Below are 16,842 nucleotides of genomic sequence, written 5' to 3' on the forward strand. Positions count from 1 at the left end.
CAATCTCTTGACTAAACTCTGATCAGAAAACCATACTCAGAGGTGGCTCACTTCTCGGTGGAAAAACCGGCTCAGTTCTGCGCGGAAACCAACAAATATCGCAATTGCGCGTACAACCGACACGGTACAATTGATATGGAAATTAATCACACGGTTCACGGCTGGATTCCGTACACGGCAAGCCCTGATGATTGGGTTGAAGAATGTGTAGAGATGTACCATCTGGTTTTGGCTGAAGCCGAAATCGGTCCGTATGTTCCGCCGACACCCGAAGAGCAACGAGAGCGAATGGCACCGCTTTCTCGCGTTGCATTCCGTACAGCATTTAAGAACGCAGGAATGACAACAGCAGTGATTACCGCTGCTATCTTCTCGGTTCCCGATGAGAGCGAGCAGGAAGACTTGCAGATCGTATGGGAAGACGCTCAGTCCTTTAAGCGCCTTGACCCACTCGTTGGGTTGATCGCTTCGCGTGCTGATAAGACAGCAGAACAGATCGATGCAATCTGGAATGCTGCATTGGCGGTTTAAACCGCCGCTTTGATCTTAGCGTGGGCTTCTTTAGCCTGCGCTATCGTCGCTTCGTGCGCCCCATCAGCCCGCAATATCTTTTCGACTGCGGCGAACGCCATTTTCGTGCCGTTCACAGTCGTCGCCAGTTCGCCATTGCTCTTGAAGTAGTAGATGCGGGTGTATCCAGCGACGTAAACCGCCGCTTGCTGCTGTACGAAATCAACCTGAACTTTCGTAATGAACTCGGCTAAAGCCCTCGAAACGCGCGAACGGCTCTGCAAAACCTCTTCGTCAGTCCCGGTAGACCACGTAAGCCGTTCCATAGCGATGCGTTCGTTCACAGTCGCAAGTTGCTGCCTATGCTCATCCGCCTCAGATATCTGCTTCTGTAACTCCGCTATATGAGCAATCTGCTGCTCGCGCTTCCCTCGTAGTTCGGCAAGCCGCTTGCGGCCATAGGCACGTTCTTCCGCGTCGTTCTCCGTTTCAAGATCGTCGCGCAAGTTGGCGATACGCTGCTCGAAATCGCGTCGTTTCGCTTGGGCTGCGTTCAGTTCCGTATTGATCTGTTTCAGGTCATAGGTCCGAGTTTCCAGAGCCTCATGCGCGGCCTTGTGGAAATCCGTCACGTACATCAGGACCGCTGCTTCCAACTCGTCATAACGGAAGGTCTTCGGCTCGGTGTTGCAGTCTCGGCCACCTGTTAGGACGCGATTGCTGCATGTGAAGTAGTTGCGCGGGTTCTTCTGGCTTAGGCTCGTGACCATTTTCAAGGCGCTGCCGCAATGTGCGCAGGCTGTCCGACGAGGGAATAGGTTCGCAAAGCGTTTGCCTACGTTGCCCTTGTTTGGGTGCTCAGGCCGCTTGCGTTGCACTCGCCAGAATAGTTCCTCTGTGATTGCAGCGGGATAATAGTTCTTGATCGGTTCGCCCAAGGGTAGCCGTTCGCTATCGACGGTCTGGAAAACCTTGTATGTCCCGATGCAGGTTTCATCACGCAGGATCGCCGCAACAGTAGCATCACGCCACTGGTTCTTCACGTTGATCTTCGGTCGGAATACCGGCGTATCGGACTGGTTCAAGATTCGAGCGATGCTATGCGTTCCGATGCCACTGTCGGCGAGTTCGTAAATTCGTTGGACCGTCTTAGCGTGGTCGTTCAGCGTAAATTCGTAATCGTGACTTGAGCCGATGCGATTTTGATCGATCCAATGCACGAGGCTGACATTGTACCGCTTTTCACCCTCTAGCGCCTGTTCCTTGCGCTTGAGGATTTTCGCTTTTGCCCGTTTCGACTTGGTAGAGGATTCATCATTCGCCCGCATCATGTAGGCGAGGGACATGATCAACTGCATGTCGTCGCGGTCTTTGTGATAGACCTGACCGTCGAGCAGCGTTGCGATCGTTATTCCCGCAAGAAGAAGATCGATGAACTGGCCTTGTGCGACCAACACGTCTTCACGAGATAGGCGGTCAAGGCTTTCGACAAGCAACCATGAACCCGCTGGGACTTTGCCTTGCTCCACAAGACGGAGAAAGCCGCCAAGCGCACCAAACTTTACGTGCTTGCCGTGATAGCCCGAACCAACGTCTTGCAGTTCGGTATCCAAATCCAGATCGTGTTGTGCAGCGTATTCGCGTGCCTTTGCCAACTGACGTGCAAGGCCATCACCGTCTAACTGACGCTTCGATGAAATACGTATGTAGGAGTATGCTTTAGGTCTGATCGCCATTGCTCTGCCTCTGTCGAAAGTCCGTAACGCCGAAGCGTTAAAAAGCCCTGCACAGGCTCACTAACAAAGCGCACGTGCAGGGAGCTCGGCAAGTGGCGACATGCGCAGGAGACCTGGGACATGCTGCAGTTCGGGCTGCGGCTCGGCGACAATCCGCGCGCGCTGGTGACGACGACGCCGCGGGCGATACCGCTGCTGCGGACCCTTGCCGCCGACCGGAAGACGACGCTGGAGCGCATCCGGACGGCCGACAATGCGAAAAATCTCGCCGCCGGCTTCATCGCGGCGCTGAACGAACGCTATGGCGGCACGCGGCTCGGAAGGCAGGAACTGGACGGCGAACTGATCACCGACCGCGAGGACGCGCTCTGGAGCCGGGAACGGCTGGAGGCGGTGCGCCAGCGTTTTGCAGGACCCCAGGCCAGCCCCCACTCTGGCCCCCTGTTGCGCATCGTCGTGGCGGTCGATCCGCCGGCGACGGCGTCGGCCCAGTCCTGCTGCGGCATCGTCGTGGCCGGGCTGGATGCGGCAGGGCGGGCGGTGGTGCTTGCCGACCGCTCGGTCACCGGCGCCAGCCCGGCGGGATGGGCGGGTGCCGTGGTGCAGGCCTTCCGGCGCTTCGACGCCGACCGGGTCATCGCCGAGGTGAACCAGGGCGGCGACATGGTGACGGCGATGCTGCGGAGCATCGACGCCGACCTGCCGGTGACGACGGTGCGGGCGACGCGCGGCAAGTTCCTGCGCGCCGAGCCGGTGGCGGCCCTCTACGAGCAGGGCCGGGTGCTGCATGCCACAGCCTTTCCCGAGCTGGAAGACCAGATGTGCGATTTCGGCCCGGACGGGCTGTCCGCCGGCCGCTCGCCGGACCGGCTCGACGCGCTCGTCTGGGCGCTGACGGCGCTGCTGCTCGAACGGCATGGCGAGCCGCGGGTCAGGGGCGTCTGAACGGAACCCGCCAGGGGCGCAGGTGCGGCCGGGTGCAGTTCTATGGTGTGTATATTAGCTTGTCTTGATATAATGGGTTGCCGCCGGTTGGCGCGCCCTTGGATATCACGAAGGCGTGGTTTTCGCGCGATCGGCGGGACGGACGCTGCGAACGCGTCCCGTGCCGGCGCATGCCTTTCGGGTCGAGCGGATGGAGAGGGGAATGGCCATCAACAGGAAATCTTTCTTCGACTATGCGCGCGGCCATCTCTTCGACGGTTCGCTGAAGCAGGCCCAGGTCGACGGGCTGACGGCGATCCTCGACAAGTGGGAAAAGGAGATGCCGGACGCCGACGACCGCTGGCTCGCCTACATGCTGGCGACCGCGCATCACGAGACGGGCCGGACGATGCAGCCCGTGCGCGAGACCTTTGCCGGCAGCGACGACCGGGCGATCGCGATCCTCGAGCGGGCCTTCAGGACGGGACGGCTACCCTGGGTGAGCAGGCCCTACTGGCGCAAGGATGAAAACGGCAAGAGCTGGCTGGGGCGCGGCCTCGTCCAGCTCACCCACGAGGCGAACTACGCGAAGATGGCCGATGCGACCGGGCTGGACCTCACAGGCAAGCCGGAACTGGCGATGGACCTGAAGACCGCCGTCGACATCCTCTTCTACGGCATGATCCACGGCTCCTTCACCGGCAGGAAGCTTTCGGACTACTTCGCCGGGCGCAAGCAGGCATGGGAGAACGCCCGCCGCATCATCAACGGCGAGGACAAGAAGATGCTGGTGGCGAGCTACGCCCGGGAATACTACGCCGCGATCAGCTACACGACCGCGTGAGGGGGCTGCGGGGCAGGGCGCGCGGGGCAGGAAGCGCAGGGCAGGAAGCGCAGGGCAGGCGGGACGGCAACGGCGGGGTGGGGCTTTCCTCTCCGTTAGACCGGCCCCGAGCCGGTATCCGGCCGGCGCAAGTCCTTGCGCAAAAAGGAGCATTTTCCGCGCCGCAGACGCGGCGCTGCTAGACCCCGGATCGGGTCCGGGGTGACGGGAGTATGGGTGCGCGCCTTGCTTCAAGGGCGGCCCCGGGCGGTGGGAGCGAGGTTCCGGGCCGGGGCTGACGGGATGGCGGGGCGGGCCCTTTCCTCTCCGTCATACCGGCCTCCGAGCCGGTATCCAGCCCGCGCAAGTCCTTGCGCGAATTGAGCATTTTCCGCGCCGCGAACGCGGTGCTGTCAAGCCCGGATCGGGTCCGGGGTGACGGAGGCATGGGTGTGTGCCCTGAACGAGGGGCGGCGCCGGGTTGGATCGAACAGGGATAAACCTTCATGAGATTTCCGTTTCTTCAAGCCTGGCGGCGCGCCGGGGCGAATGCGGGTGCCGTGCCCGAGACCAAGGCGGGCGGCTTCGTGACGCTGACGGCGGAGGGGCGCGCACGCTGGACGAGCCGCAGCTACGCCGCGCTGGCCCGCGAGGGCTTCATGCGCAATCCGGTGGCGCACCGGGCGGTCAGGATGATTGCGGAAGCGGCGGCCTCCGTGCCGTGGCTGGTCTACGAGGGCGAGGACGAGCTTGCCGACAATCCCGTGGCGGGGCTGCTTTCCCGGCCGAACGCACGGATGGGCGGCAACGAATTCTTCGAGGCGCTCTACGGCCACCTGCAGATCTCCGGCAACGCCTTCGTCGAGGGTGTTCGGATCGGCGGGGACCTGCGCGAACTGCATCTGCTGCGCCCCGACCGGGTGCGGGTGATCGAGGGCCGCGACGGCTGGCCGGAAGCCTATGAATACCGGGCGGGCGCCCATGTCCGGCGCTATCCGGCCGCCGACGGCGGGGCAGGCGGGGCGGCTGCGGGGGGAGCTGCGGTGCTGCACCTGCGGCTGTTCCACCCGCTCGACGACCATCTGGGCTTTGCGCCGCTGGAAGCCGCCTCGGTCGCGCTCGACCTCTCCAACGCCGCCGCGCACTGGAACAAGGCGCTGCTCGACAATTCGGCGCGGCCCTCCGGCGCGCTGGTCTACCAGCCGAAGGACGGCGGCAATCTTTCGCCCGACCAGTACGACAGGCTGAAGGCGGAGCTCGAGGAGGGCTATTCGGGTCCCGCAAGGGCCGGCCGGCCGATGCTGCTGGAAGGCGGGCTCGACTGGAAGGCGATGGGGCTTTCGCCGCGCGAGATGGACTTCGTCGAGGCGAAGAACGGGGCGGCGCGCGACATCGCACTCGCCTTCGGCGTGCCGCCGATGCTGATCGGCATTCCCGGCGACGCAACTTACGCCAACTACCAGGAGGCCAACCGCGCCTTCTGGCGGCTGACCGTGCTGCCGCTGATCTTCCGCACCGCCTCGACCCTGTCGGGCTGGTTCTCCGAGGGACGGGCGACCCCGCTCAGGCTTGCGCCGGACCTCGACCAGGTGGCCGGGCTCTCAGCCGAGCGCGGCGAACTCTGGGCACGCGTGGGTGGCGCAGGGTTTCTCAGCGACGAGGAGAAGCGGCGGGCGGTGGGGTACTGAGAACCAGTCGACAGTAGCGAATAGCCACTGCCTACCGGCACAATCTGAAGGGTTTCACGATGGCTGATTTCGGAAACGACGCGCCGCTGTGGGCGGCGCGGTGGGTCCACCTGTCCCACCGCTGCGAACTCACGCCTACAAGCACGCAGATGTCCCCTCGCCAATGCAGTCGTTGAATTTCAAAGGTGTCGTCTATCTCGAGGTCAGCGATCCCATGCCACAGATGGAAATGAAACTTCTTTGGCGGGCAGACAGTGTCAGCGCACAAGTCCGCAACTACATCGCTTGCCTGGCGCTTTAGGCGCAACAAGTCGGCACCATCGGCATCCGGCCACCGTTTAGCGGCCGGATGCCTGGTTGATCGTCAGGCAGCCTCGGTGACCTTCAGTGTCGGGTAGTCGGTGTAACCCTTTTCGTCGCCACCATAGTATGTGGTTCGGTCAGGCGTGTTGAGCGCTGCGCCCAGCCGGAAACGCTCGGGCAGATCGGGGTTCGCGAGGAACAGTTCGCCGAAGACCGCAGCGTCGGCTTTGCCCGCCTGAAGGGCGGCTTCCGCAGTCTCCTTGGTGAGACCCGCCCCCATAAGGTACGGGCCTTTGAAACGCGGGCGGAGAAGCGCGTGGTAGTCCATCTCCGGAGTGCCCTGCCGCGTCAGGTGGAGGTAGGCGAGACTGAACTGGTTCAGTTCTTCGACCAGTTCCCAATAGAGCGCCTGCGGTTTTTCATCGACAATGTCGTTGAAATTCATTTCTGGCGAAATCTTGATGCCAACCCGGTCTCCGCCAGCTTCGTCTACCATGGCGGCCAGGACCTCCAGCACGAAACGGATTCGGTTGCGGATCGTCCCACCGTATTCGTCGGTTCGATGGTTGCTTTCCGAGGCCAGGAACTGTTCGGGTAGATATCCCGACGCGGCATGCAGCTCGACACCGTCAAAACCCGCTTCCAGCGCGCGCCGTGTAGCGCTCCTGTAGTCGGCGATGACGTCCTGGATTTCCGCGACGGTCAGCGCATGCGGGGTCACAAATTCCTGCTGGCCTGTCGCCGTCCAAGTCTGGCCGGCCGGCTTGATCGCCGATGGGGCTACAGGGAGCGCGTTGCCCGGCTGTATCGACGGATGCGAGATGCGTCCGCAATGCATGACCTGCATGAAAATTCGCGAGCCTTCTGCGTGGACCGCGTCCGTCACCTTCTTCCAGGCGGCGATCTGCGCATCGGTCTCGATACCAGGAGTGCTGACATATCCCTTGCCACTGGCAGACGGATAGACGCCTTCGCTGATGATCAACCCAGCGCCCGAGCGTTGCTCGTAATAGTCCGGCACGGCGTCCGCGATGACACCGTCGCCATTCCCCGCACGCGAGCGCGTCATAGGAGCCATGACGAGGCGGTTGGAAAGTTCATACCGTCCGACACGGACGGACGTGAAGAGTTGGTTCATTGTGGAATTTTCCTGGTTGGAGTTTCCCTTCCAAGATGGCTGCTCCATTTTCCGATTATAATAAGGCACAATGGAACTCATTGATCCATTCATGAGGCAATCGTGGAACTACTGAACGACATGGCCCTGTTCGTCGAAGTGGCGAAGGCGAAAAGTTTTCGGGGAGCCGCCGAGATCATCGGGGTTCCCAACTCGACGCTGTCGCGCCGCATCGCGAGCCTGGAGAAGACGATCGGCCTCCGCCTTCTTCACAGAACGACCCGACGGATTGAGCTGACCGAAGCCGGATTGATCTATTTCGAGCGATGCAGGCGCATCGTTGACGAAGCCAAGCTCGCCCATGAACAGCTCGGCGAAATGCTCGAGCAGCCGAGCGGCCTCCTGCGGGTTTCGTTTCCAGCCGAATTCGCGACAGGCTATCTGATGCCTATCATCTCCGACTTCGCGGAGGCATATCCGGGGATCACCTTCGACTTCGAATTGACCGAGCGCGTGGTCGATCCCGTCTCGGAACCATTCGATGTCGTGATCCGGTTCGGCGAACCGGAAATCTCACACCTGATCGCAAGACCATTGGCTCGCCTCCAGCCGTACCTATACGCGTCGCCCAGCTATATTGAATCCCATGGCGCACTCGATCACCCATCAGACCTGGCCAACCATGAATGCCTGTACTGGATGAAGGACAATGTCTGGAACCTCGGCAACGGAGACAGGAACGCAGAGGTTGAGGTCAAAGGTCGGTTTAGATTGAACAACGTCGCGTTGATCCGGGGACTTGCGTCACTGCACAAGGGTATCGCGTTACTTCCGGAAGAAGTCGTCGCGGACGAGGTCGCTGAAGGGAAGCTTTTGCGGGTGCTGCCGGAATGGAGTGGCGCACCCATGCCTTTCTTCGCCGTGACCGAGACACGGTTGTTGCCCGCCAAAACACAGCGGTTCATCGAATTCCTGAAAGCACGCCTGAAATAGAAAGACCCCGCTTGTCGTCAAGGCGAGCGGGGTCGAACGTCGTCTGTAGGTGTGGGTAGTGAGCCTTAACGCGCCAGATCGCCGCCGTCTGCGGGAATGACGCTGCCCGTCACAAAGCCGGCGAAATCCGATGCAGCGAACAGGACGGCGCGCGCGATATCGTCAGGCTGGCCCAGCCGACCCAGCGGAAGCAACTGACCATACTTGATCAACGCCTCGTTCGCCGCGGGATTGATCCGCTTGGTTGCTACGCCCGGCGTTTCAGTCAAGGTCGGCGCAACCGCGACGGCACGCAGCCCCCTTGGTCCCAGTTCGACTGCGAGGCTTTTCGTGAGACCCGCGACTGCGTGCTTGGACGCGACATAGTGGGCCGGGTTCGCTCCGTTGCTGGAGTTGAAAGCCGCGGTCGAGACGATGTTTACGATCACGCCCTTGTTGTCTTCCATGCGCAGGGCAGCTTCCCGCGCGCCATTGAACGTGCCACGGACGTTGATGTCGAAAACGCGATCCCATTCGTCGTCGGGAATTTCGAGCACGGAATTCGACGGATAGATACCAGCGCTGTTGACCCAGATATTCAGGCGACCGGTCTTCGACACGGCAAGGTCCGCGAGTGAGGTGATGGATGCGTGGTCGCTGACATTGAGCTTCGCGCCAATGTGCGTGCCGCCGAAGCGGGAAAACTCGGCAGCGGTTTCGACGGCCTTGGCCTCATCGAGATCACCGATGACCAGATCGGCACCCGCCTCCGCAAGACGCTTGCAGATCGCGCGCCCGATGCCCGCGGCTCCACCCGTAACAACGGCCGTGCGCCCCTTCAGGGAAATGAGGTCTGCCAGCGTGGCGTTGGTGTGGTCGGGGTATGGCATTGTCAGTCTCCTCGGATATTCTTGGATTTCGTTTCCCGGCGCGTCGCCGAGTTGTCACTCGGGAATTCGCTGATCTCAGTCGCCTTGGTGCACTGAAGTCCAAGGAGATTGGGGAGCGCCTTCCTGCCATTCTACTGAAGATCGTGTGCTGCGGAGACGCGATAAAGACCCTCACAATGGAAATGACTGCTCCATTTCTGAGGCAGTCATCCCGGAGCATCAGTCACTCATCGTTCCCTCGCGTGAGTATTTCGCACTGCGGTCCACCAGAAAGACCACGAGGTCGGAATCTACCGTAGCCCTTGCAGTCACGCCGTTGTCCTCGGCGGGCACCATCAGCCCGACGTGCTTGGCAATCTTCTCATCGGCGACGGTCGCCTCGCCGTCGAAGACGTAGAACCATCGGTCAAAGCCTTTCATCGAAGGTAGATCGATGGCCTCGCCCGCATTGAGACGCACGTCATAGAGGTAGACGGCCTGACGTACGAAAGTCGGTGCACTTGACCCAACGGGCCCCGTCAGAAGCCGCCAGTGGCCATTTCGATCGGCCTCCGTGAGATTGACGAACTGGACATCTGGGTTCAGTTCTGCGGCTTCTGGACGAACGAAAATCTGGAGCATCTCGATCCGGTCCGATCCGACGACCTCTTCCTCATGCGAGAAGCCATTTCCGGCGTTCATGACCATCAGGCGTCCGGAGGACAGGACCTCGCTGTGTCCAGCCGAGTCCGTATGGCGCATCTGGCCAGCCCGCATGTAGCTAATGATCTCGTCGTTGCGGTGCTCGTGCATCCGCACCACGAGGCCGGGCTGTAGCTTGGCGTGGTCGATGGTTCCCAGTCCCCCGAACCCGGGGTCACCCGGCTGCCCGAGCATGATCCCGGGGCGTATGCGGCGGAGCTGGAAGGGACCCTGCGCCCGCTGCTGATGGGTTTCGGGCGGCACGATCCCGCTTTCGGGGATGGGAAGTACCCTGATGGTCATAAACGTTACTCTTTCTATGCAGCGGGCGTGGGGCGGATTAGGCGTCGATGGGCGGAAGGACTTCCGTGAACAACAGCTGGATGAGCTTCTGGCCGTTCTCCGTGCCCCAGTTCTGGGCGAGTTCCGCGATCATGGTGTTGGTGGCTGTCAGGATCACGCCCGCGTCCTGCATGCGGCGGCGGGACATGTCTTCCGAAAGCTCATAAGGCGAACCGGATGCATCCATGACGGCCTGGACGTTGTAACCTTCACCGACGGCGTCGATCGCAGGGAACACCAGGCATACGTCGGTGGTAACGCCAGCCATGATCAGGTTTTTGCGGCCCGTCGCTTCCACGGCGGCTTTGAAGTTGGTGTCGGTCCAGGCGTTGACGATTCCCTCGCGCTTTACGCGCTTCTCAAAGGCGTCGGGAAGGATTTCCTGGAGCTCGGGCAGAAGCGGTCCCTGCAGGCGGTCTTCCTGGCTGGATGTCAGGACGGTCGGGATGCCGAGGATGCTTGCAGCCTTCGCCAGTGCCAGCGACATACGCTTGGCCTGGGCGACGTCGATGTTCTTGATAAGCTGCATCGTGCCGACCTGGTGGTCGATGAGGAGCAGCGCGGAATTCTCGGGCGTAAACAGCTTGTACATGACATGATCTCCTTTGGCTTGCTAAGCGTTATTGCTTGAAGAAGAACATAATCCTGAAACACAGACCTCGGCAGACTTGAAAAATGCCAAGTTCGTGTTCCATTTATGGAACATGAAGACATTCGGAGACTTTGACGGCCTCGCGCTGTTCGTTCGCATCGCCCAGGCTGGCGGCCTAGCCGCCGCCGAGCGCGCCACCGGGATTTCCAAGGCGACACTGTCCCGTCGCCTTTCGGCGCTTGAGGAAGCGTTGAACGTCCGACTGGTTCGCCGTACCAAGAAGGGCATCGTGCTAACAGAACACGGCCAGCAGCTTTTCGATCGCAGTCGCGACGCGTTCATGCTTGCCGAGGAGGCCGTCGCCGAGGTCCAGGACGAACGGGTAGCACTGGCTGGGACAGTCAAGCTGTCCCTGCCGCCCGATATGGCGACCGAAGTCCTCGCTCCCGCCCTCATTCGGTTCAAGACGCGCTACCCGGATGTCGTCATCGACATGACCCTTGCCGACCGTCGGGTGTCTCTGATTGAGGAAGGTTACGACCTCGTCGTCAGGATGGGCTCGCTCGCCGATTCCGGGTTGATGTCGAAGAAGATCGCAAGTCTACCGAGGACTTTGGTCGCCAGCCCGAGTTTTCTGACCAGGCACACCGACATTCATGAACCCGGAGACCTTGCCGAAGTGCCGGCAGTCGCCATCCGTCGCGATCTCGTAGAATGGGATTTGCGGAACTCGGAAGGCGGGACGGCCAAGGCTCATCCCCGGATCGGCTTTGCTGCCAACAGGCAGACAATCCTGATCGACGCGGTGCTCGCGGGCCTGGGTGTCGCAAACCTGCCGAATTTCATGATCGAGGCGGAGCTGGCAACAGGCAGGCTCGTGCGCGTGTTGCCAGACTGGGAACCCTCGCCTGTGGAGGTGACCGCCTTGTGGCAGAAGGACAGGATCACGGGCAAGCTGATCAAGGCGATCGTCGCGGAGTTCGAAAGCGCGCTCGCGGATTGATCGACACCTGCTTGGCCTTAGGTTTTTCGTCAATCGATCATCAAGGGGCATGGGCAAGGCAAATGGGCGGCCGCGGGCAAGTCGTTGTGGTACTTCACGTTTCGAGATGTTCGGTCACTTTAAATGACTTTCCATCGAAGCTCTCTTTGTTCAAGTAGACTTTAACGACTGTCGTGGCGACTGCCCGACGACCCTAAAGTTTGAAGAACTGAACCTATGAAAAATCCAATCTCGCTGGAGACCATCTCCGAAAACACCGTGTTTCGAAACGGCGATGTCTTCGTCCTGTTTGGCGAGCTGTTCGGCCGTGGCTATGCGACCGGTCTCGTCGATCAGGCTCGGAAAGCGGGAATGCAGATCGTGGGGATCACGGTCGGGAGGCGGGACGAGAACAATGTTCTGCGGCCCCTGACGGATCAAGAGCTTTCTGAGGCCGAGGCGCGGCTGGGCGGCGAGATCATCAACGTCCCCTTGATGGCCGGCTTCGATCTCGATGCTCCCCCGGGCGGCCCCACGCCTACCGACCTTCTGGCTCGCCTGACGCTGGAAGGCTGGGAGTCTGAAAAGCTTGACTGGGACTACATCGAAAAATGTCAGGCTGTCGCCACGGCACGGTTCACGGATGCGCTGGCGCAGGTCATGGCTGTCCTCGACGGCATGATCCCCGAGGGCCACAACGTATTCTTTGCCCACACGATGGCCGGCGGCATTCCGAAAGCGAAGAAATTCCTCGTCGTCGCCAACCGCATCTACAAGGGAACTGGCGCGCGCCACATGTCCACGCAGGCGCTGCTCGACAGTGACATGGGCAAGCTGATCCTCCGGAATTTTGATGAGGTCTCGGCCAACACGTTCCGACATCTGATCGATTTCAGCGCGGCGATCCGCAAGCGTAGCGAAGCCTCGGGCGGTCAGGTTCGGTACACAGCATACGGCTACCACGGCACGGGTATCCTGATCGACGGCGAGTACCGTTGGCAGACCTATACCAACTACACCCAGGGCTACGCCAAGATGCGGCTCGAAGGCATAGCTGAAGATGCGTGGTCCAAGGGTGTGAGGGCGACCGTCTATAACTGCCCCGAAATCCGGACGAATTCCTCGGACGTGTTCACGGGCATCGAGCTGCCTCTCATTCCGCTCCTGCTTGCGTTGAGAAAAGAGAACGGCGGCCGGTGGGCCGACGAACAATGGCGAGCATGCGAGGAGCTTCTGGCAGAAGGGTTCACCTTGGACGATGTCTTTGCCAAGATCGCAGAGCTGCAGGCGAGTGACGTCATGGTGCCGTTCTACGACTTCGCCGCATGGCCGATGCCCAACAGCCAGGCACAGGCCGATTTAACGATCGGTACCTCCAATGAAATCACCGCGATGCACCGTAGCGGCAAGGTCGTCATCAGCGATCTCCTGAGCGCGCTTGTGGTCGAAGCAACGGGGCAGTTGATTTTCGGTGCATCGTCATCACCGAGTGGCCCCGTCCAGTGGTTGAACCACGATGTCGTAGCCCGTCGCCTGAATGCTACCCATGAGGTTCCTATAAGCAGGTCGCCATCTGCAACAAGGCAGGTGTCGGGAAGCGCCTCATTGTCTTCGTTGCCGCAGATCAGTCTGGCATCGTAAATGACCTTGCCGAAAAGCGGCTCGTCCAGATCGGCTAGGTCGTGCTTCGAGGTCCCTCCGACTTCTTTCTCGTCTGGCCGAGGCACCGGAAATCCGCAGCGCTCGAAGCCGTGAAAAGCTGAATGATGTCGGCCACTGAGCGGCGTGAATGAATGGCTGCTTTTGGCGTTTTCAGTCGTCCAGCCCTGTCGCTGGCGACGTCTGCTTTCGGGCAACGGCCAAGTTAGTCTCTACGGCCGACATGCGGGCGCATTGCGGACAGGCCGCTCAAGCCGGAACCGCCCTGTCACGGGACTGGCGCAAAGCCGACGACGCCAGACTGCCACTGTTACGGCGAGGGCGATTAGTATGTGATACTGGTCAGAACAACATATAGCATGGCGGCAGCCGTGCCGGTACAAATGAGGAGTAACAGTCCAGTACCAGCGTTCATGGTTAGTCGAGGGTGAGGATTCATAGCCTTGCTCCATTGAGGTCTCGGAATTGCGCGGCCAAATCTATCGGAAATCTTTGGCTTTCAGCACATAGAGAGTCCGGCGGTCACGCGCATATGCCTTTTTCGCAACTTCGAGGATCGTGCCGCGTGCCGCATCGAATGCCACCAGACATTCTGAAGCTATGATCTCCGAAGAGCCTGACTTCCCGAGTGCGGCAGCCTCGATAGAGAATGGCACCTCAAACATGCCGTCGTAGCCTAGAAAGCGGACGGCATTCATCGCGTCGTCGTAGCTGCGGCTGCGGTTTGGAAAGATCAGTGTCATGGATGTGCCTTTCGCTTACGGATGCAGTCCGATTGGAGGCAGTCGGCCTGACCGGCTGCCTGAGATTTGATCGCGATCGGGTAGAGGTGACGTCGACCGATGCGGACGATCACGAAGCGATGCTGGCTGCTGATGGATGTGACGGGAAATGGTCTTTCCATTTTTCCAACGATATCAGGGGCGCGTGCTCCTAGTTCGTCGGCCAGCCTATCGCCATTTCTGCGTCGTTTCGAAGTGCACTCTCAATCTCCGCCGCGGTGACCTGCAAAAACTGGCGTGTGCCCGCTTCCACTGAAATTGCAGGGATTTCAAGATGGGTCGCCACACGTCTATAGGCCGGGAAGCTGAGCCCTTCGATAAGCTCTTCATCAACGACGAGACGGTAAGTCCCAGCTTGTAAAGGTGCCACAAGGCTACTCAGTGCAAACGGGTGCGCGAAAGTTATCTCGCTGTTTGTCGTTCTCTCTATCATGTCCGGTATCGCCCGCCCTTCTATTGCGATGACGTTGGCTCACTCAGTGTCGCCGGACCGTACTGATGGTTTCCGGGTTCCGGGCGGAAAGTCCAAACCATCGCGATTGATAACAGCACCAGCAAGGTAGCCATCAGTGATCGGTTAGACATTGCCGCTCACCTTTCAGGGCCAGAGCAATTGTGCTGTCGAACAGCAATGGCGAGCAAGCACGGGTGTGGCCTACCGCGCCGCCTTCGTTTTCCCAGGACTGTTCGTCTGCTTCGATGGATCGCGCACGCACCTTGCTGAAGACACGACCGTGTTCTCTCAGATTGCGGGGCAGGCCTTGAATGGCATAGCGCGCAAATGGCGATTGGTAGGGAAGCTTGTTTCGACTCGCCTTCCCGAAGTTGTACTCCAACTGCGCTGAGAGAGCATGCGGAGAGGTCTCACCCGCGCGGAACAGCTTCATCACAAGGAGTGCGGCCGCGTTGCTATGTTGTTGGTCGTCCTTCAGAACGTTGTCGTCGTAGCCCGCCTTGGCCAAGACTGACTGGATCATTTCCATTTCGCTGGGGGAGATGGCGGTAAAGCTTGGATGGGAAGACATGGCGTCCTCCTCTCATTGGGGCCAGGGTAACTAGCCCTCAAACAGTAGTGCCCGTGACAATGCTACCGACACTTGTACGATGCGCCGCAACGGCCCGTAACGCAAGCGAGTGCAGGTTTCATTCGGACCCGCGATGACAGCCCAACATCTTTTGTCCGAGGAGCACTCCTCCATGCTCTCGCCTGACATAGTAGTCCTGCCGCTTACGTTTTGGAAAAGTCGGATATCGACGCCGTCGAGGGAAGATATACAGTGCGCCCAGGATTCCGGATTCTTCAGAACTGTGTCATCACGTCTTCTTATTGCTTTGCCTTGGGCGGGGCGGGCATTGCAATTGGTGCTGAAAGGCGGAGTTCGCGCAGTTCCAGGCTCTTTCGATCGCGAGCGTGTTTTTCTTGTTCGGTAATTCGCATCGAGGCAATCGTCGTTTGGTCGCGATTTTGCGAGGATTTGCGCCCCGATCGGTTGGCATTGTCCTGAAGTTGCCAGCTCATGTCAGTCTCCTCTGTTGGCCAGCCAACACGGCGGCTCATCTACAATACCCGACAGGGTTGGGTAGCCTTTCCACGTTCCGTCTTCATCTTCTAAGGATGAAGAGAGGGTCTAGTGGATTGTCTTGGCCCTTTTCATAGGTGTCCCGGGCATCGGCTTAGAAACCGCGCGGCAGGTGTTCTTTATGGCTGCTGTCATTGCTCGGCACCGGGAACTAGCCTCGTTGAGAGCCGCTGACAGCATGCGGGCGTCCTCGCGGCCACGACAGCCACAAGCCGCGAACCGAACCTTTGCACTGGAGTAGCCAGAGGGTGCTCTATTTTCACAGGGCCTTTATCAGTTCATCCCCGCAAGCCGAGGCTAGAGCGGAGTTTGGCTGGTCGGCTCCCAGGGGGGTAGCCCAGCCGGACTTCTCGACAATCGAGCGACGCCCATAGAGTGATGCAGACTTGATATCCGCGAGCACTTTAGTTGCCGCAGGGTCGCCCTTCGACCGTTCAATGCAGTAGGGAGTCAAGGCGAGAGCGACGCCCGATGATACATCCGAGGCGGAAATACTACGTGCCGTACCGCTGGTCACCCATCCCCCCCAAGAAAATCCAAAAACAACCATGGCAAAAGCGCCAAAAGCCGCACCGGTTAGTGCGGGTTTAATCCATGTGGGGATGTCCATGACCTTGTCCGATCGTAAATGACCGAATCCGCGTTATTGCGGGCGAGAAAATTACTATAGCACCAGAGGATTCAAAACCTTGCATGAATTCGTCCCCCTTTGGAGCGAGACTGCCACATATCAACCTCAAGGTGGTTGCCGCCCGGCGAGACGCATGTTTGAACGCCAATATCCCGATCGGCGGCCCCCACGCTGGCGAAACAGGTAATCAGTCTTGGACGGGATGCCCCTCGCCGAAGTACCTCAATGACCATTTGCTAAAGGGGACAGGAGCGCGCATTGTCTGCCCTTCAGCAGTCATGTCACGGGCGCTGCTGTGTGAGGGCAAATCAACCCTGGCCCTGATCTGAAAGGAGGACGGTATGTTCTCCGAAACCTTGCGCCTGACCTACCTTAACGCCTCGGCTCAATTGGTCTCCTTGCTTGGCGATGACATCGTTGGGCGGTGGATACCAATCATGGCGCTTGTGTTCATTGTAGGGGTCGTGCTTGCGTACTGATATGTCGACGGCAACTTCAGGGACGCAGCCGCCTGACGGCATCATGTTCTGGCAGCGGTCGCGATATCCTATCGGACAGCTTTCATCCTGCTCATCAAGGGGACAGCATTCTTGACCGTCGATCACAGCGGGCGCGCACTGTTCTCGATCG

17 protein-coding genes and 1 pseudogene are annotated in these 16,842 nt (G+C 60.0%); 8 read left to right on the plus strand and 10 right to left on the minus strand.

Annotated features, from left to right (window positions below):
* The first annotated feature begins 57 nt into the window (after positions 1-57).
* Complete coding sequence (locus tag GGQ64_RS27060) at positions 58-531, plus strand: hypothetical protein (RefSeq protein ID WP_183808414.1); 474 nt, start codon at positions 58-60, stop codon at positions 529-531.
* Here GGQ64_RS27060 and GGQ64_RS27065 read toward each other — a convergent pair.
* Complete coding sequence (locus GGQ64_RS27065; protein WP_183808415.1) at positions 528-2,246, minus strand: recombinase family protein; 1,719 nt, start codon at positions 2,244-2,246, stop codon at positions 528-530. The genes GGQ64_RS27060 and GGQ64_RS27065 overlap by 4 nt on opposite strands.
* Before the next feature lie 81 nt (positions 2,247-2,327).
* On the opposite strand from GGQ64_RS27065, the pseudogene GGQ64_RS27070 reads away from it, so the two are divergent.
* From GGQ64_RS27070 to GGQ64_RS27080, 3 genes and pseudogenes are all read left to right on the plus strand, one after another.
* Positions 2,328-3,191, plus strand: a pseudogene (locus GGQ64_RS27070) (phage terminase large subunit family protein); the annotation flags it as partial.
* Between the two features lie 202 nt (positions 3,192-3,393).
* Positions 3,394-4,014 carry a hypothetical protein gene (locus GGQ64_RS27075; RefSeq protein WP_183808417.1) on the plus strand — a complete coding sequence of 207 codons (621 nt, stop codon included), beginning with the start codon at positions 3,394-3,396 and terminating at the stop codon, positions 4,012-4,014.
* A 485-nt stretch (positions 4,015-4,499) separates the two neighbouring features.
* Positions 4,500-5,681 (plus strand): phage portal protein, encoded by a 1,182-nt coding sequence (locus GGQ64_RS27080; protein ID WP_183808418.1) that lies wholly within the window; start codon positions 4,500-4,502, stop codon positions 5,679-5,681.
* 364 nt (positions 5,682-6,045) lie between these two features.
* Here the strand turns inward: GGQ64_RS27080 and GGQ64_RS27085 are convergent, their stop codons facing one another.
* On the minus strand, positions 6,046-7,122 hold the full coding sequence (locus tag GGQ64_RS27085) for an alkene reductase (RefSeq protein WP_183808419.1): 1,077 nt from the start codon (positions 7,120-7,122) through the stop codon (positions 6,046-6,048).
* 102 nt (positions 7,123-7,224) lie between these two features.
* Between GGQ64_RS27085 and GGQ64_RS27090 the strand changes: the two genes are divergently transcribed.
* Positions 7,225-8,094, plus strand: coding sequence for a LysR substrate-binding domain-containing protein (locus GGQ64_RS27090; protein ID WP_183808420.1), 870 nt, complete (start codon positions 7,225-7,227; stop codon positions 8,092-8,094).
* 65 nt (positions 8,095-8,159) lie between these two features.
* Here the strand turns inward: GGQ64_RS27090 and GGQ64_RS27095 are convergent, their stop codons facing one another.
* From GGQ64_RS27095 to GGQ64_RS27105, 3 genes are all read right to left on the minus strand, one after another.
* Positions 8,160-8,963: an SDR family NAD(P)-dependent oxidoreductase gene (locus tag GGQ64_RS27095; RefSeq protein WP_183808421.1), complete on the minus strand. Its 804-nt coding sequence runs from the start codon at positions 8,961-8,963 to the stop codon at positions 8,160-8,162.
* A 219-nt stretch (positions 8,964-9,182) separates the two neighbouring features.
* Complete coding sequence (locus tag GGQ64_RS27100; RefSeq protein ID WP_183808422.1) at positions 9,183-9,947, minus strand: pirin family protein; 765 nt, start codon at positions 9,945-9,947, stop codon at positions 9,183-9,185.
* A gap of 37 nt (positions 9,948-9,984) precedes the next feature.
* On the minus strand, positions 9,985-10,578 hold the full coding sequence (locus tag GGQ64_RS27105; protein ID WP_183808423.1) for an isochorismatase family protein: 594 nt from the start codon (positions 10,576-10,578) through the stop codon (positions 9,985-9,987).
* A gap of 31 nt (positions 10,579-10,609) precedes the next feature.
* Between GGQ64_RS27105 and GGQ64_RS27110 the strand changes: the two genes are divergently transcribed.
* Positions 10,610-11,581 (plus strand): LysR family transcriptional regulator, encoded by a 972-nt coding sequence (locus GGQ64_RS27110; RefSeq protein WP_246422977.1) that lies wholly within the window; start codon positions 10,610-10,612, stop codon positions 11,579-11,581.
* A 216-nt stretch (positions 11,582-11,797) separates the two neighbouring features.
* Entirely contained in the window at positions 11,798-13,201 is a 1,404-nt protein-coding gene (locus tag GGQ64_RS27115) for an enoyl ACP reductase FabMG family protein (RefSeq protein ID WP_246422978.1), read from the plus strand.
* A gap of 497 nt (positions 13,202-13,698) precedes the next feature.
* Here the strand turns inward: GGQ64_RS27115 and GGQ64_RS27120 are convergent, their stop codons facing one another.
* The 5 genes from GGQ64_RS27120 to GGQ64_RS27140 all read right to left on the minus strand — a co-directional run bounded on the left by GGQ64_RS27120 (position 13,699) and on the right by GGQ64_RS27140 (position 16,191).
* Positions 13,699-13,962: a DUF1488 family protein gene (locus GGQ64_RS27120; RefSeq protein WP_183808424.1), complete on the minus strand. Its 264-nt coding sequence runs from the start codon at positions 13,960-13,962 to the stop codon at positions 13,699-13,701.
* Positions 13,963-14,152: 190 nt separating this feature from the next.
* Entirely contained in the window at positions 14,153-14,434 is a 282-nt protein-coding gene (locus tag GGQ64_RS27125; protein ID WP_183808425.1) for a hypothetical protein, read from the minus strand.
* 133 nt (positions 14,435-14,567) lie between these two features.
* Entirely contained in the window at positions 14,568-15,026 is a 459-nt protein-coding gene (locus tag GGQ64_RS28000) for a hypothetical protein (RefSeq protein ID WP_246422979.1), read from the minus strand.
* A gap of 299 nt (positions 15,027-15,325) precedes the next feature.
* Entirely contained in the window at positions 15,326-15,520 is a 195-nt protein-coding gene (locus GGQ64_RS27135; protein ID WP_183808426.1) for a hypothetical protein, read from the minus strand.
* A gap of 320 nt (positions 15,521-15,840) precedes the next feature.
* Positions 15,841-16,191, minus strand: coding sequence for a hypothetical protein (locus tag GGQ64_RS27140; RefSeq protein WP_183808427.1), 351 nt, complete (start codon positions 16,189-16,191; stop codon positions 15,841-15,843).
* Positions 16,192-16,553: 362 nt separating this feature from the next.
* Between GGQ64_RS27140 and GGQ64_RS27675 the strand changes: the two genes are divergently transcribed.
* Positions 16,554-16,691, plus strand: coding sequence for a hypothetical protein (locus tag GGQ64_RS27675; protein ID WP_210300477.1), 138 nt, complete (start codon positions 16,554-16,556; stop codon positions 16,689-16,691).
* The last annotated feature ends 151 nt before the right edge of the window (positions 16,692-16,842 follow it).

The sequence above is a fragment of the Mycoplana azooxidifex genome (assembly GCF_014196765.1).
In the GTDB taxonomy this organism is placed as follows: domain Bacteria; phylum Pseudomonadota; class Alphaproteobacteria; order Rhizobiales; family Rhizobiaceae; genus Mycoplana; species Mycoplana azooxidifex.